The sequence below is a fragment of the Helicobacter salomonis genome (assembly GCF_017979425.1).
In the GTDB taxonomy this organism is placed as follows: Bacteria; Campylobacterota; Campylobacteria; order Campylobacterales; family Helicobacteraceae; genus Helicobacter; species Helicobacter salomonis.
The window spans coordinates 1-1077 of sequence record NZ_JAERIS010000049.1; the positions used below are offsets into that span (position 1 = coordinate 1).

Here is a 1077-nt window from a genome sequence, read left to right on the forward strand (position 1 = left end):
TTTTTAGCATACCGCCAAAAGCAATACGCACAAGGTATTAGAGAAAATTACTTCAGCATGCAGAAGGTGCTCACCACCCTTAAAAAGCAAGAGGCTTACTCTTATCTAAGTGAATGCAACTCTCAAAGCTTGCAAATGGCACTCAGGCAACTGACTACAGCTTTTGATAAATTCTTTTCTAAGTTAGCAGATTATCCTAGATTCAAATCTAAAAAGCATTCTAAGCAATCTTTCTGTGTCCCGCAACACTTAGAAATCAAACAAGAAACCAACCAAGTCAAGTTACCCAAATTCAAAGAAGCGATTAAAGCCAAGTTTCATAGGCATTTGCCTAAAGACTCTATCATCAAACAGGGGTTTATCTCTTGTGTAGCGGATAAATACTATCTCTCTGTCAGTTATGAGGACAATAAGCCTGAACCTAAACCTGTAACTATCAAAAAAGCCGTGGGTTTAGATATGGGCTTAGAGTCTCTAGTCATCGCCAGTAATGGCGTGCTCTATCCTTATAAAAAGTTTTTCCAAAACCTACAAACAAAACTCACTAAAGCACAAAGGAGATTATCTAAAAAACTAAAAGGCTCTAGTAATAGAAAAAAACAAGCTAAGAAAGTGGCACAAATCCACGCTTCTATCAGCAATAGCAGAGAAGACTACTTGCATAAAATCAGTAATGAGATAACCAATCAATACGATTTGATAGCAGTAGAAACCTTGAAAGTTAGGAATTTAGTCAAAAACCATAAATTAGCTAAGAGTATTGCCAATGCCAGCTGGTCTAGGCTCATTAGTCTATTAGAATATAAGGCTGGTTGGAAGGGTAAAACCCTTATCAAAATTGACCAATACTTTCCTAGCTCTCAAATCTGCTCGACTTGTGGGAGCAACACCGGTAAAAAGCCACTGCATGTTAGAAATTTTATCTGCCCTTGTTGTCAAACACACCACCACAGAGACCTAAACGCTAGCATCAACATTAGAAACTACGCTTTGGGAATGTTAGATGAACGACACGCTATCAAGGTAGATAAAACTAGGGTGGGAAACCCCCGAAGTTACGCTTGTGGAGATTCCGCT

The 1077-nt window shown here is 38.6% G+C and carries 1 protein-coding gene; it reads left to right on the forward strand.

Features of this window, described 5'->3' with window-relative positions:
* Positions 1–1077: RNA-guided endonuclease InsQ/TnpB family protein (locus KCO92_RS07215; RefSeq protein ID WP_210647487.1), on the forward strand; the 1077-nt coding region annotated here is incomplete at both ends.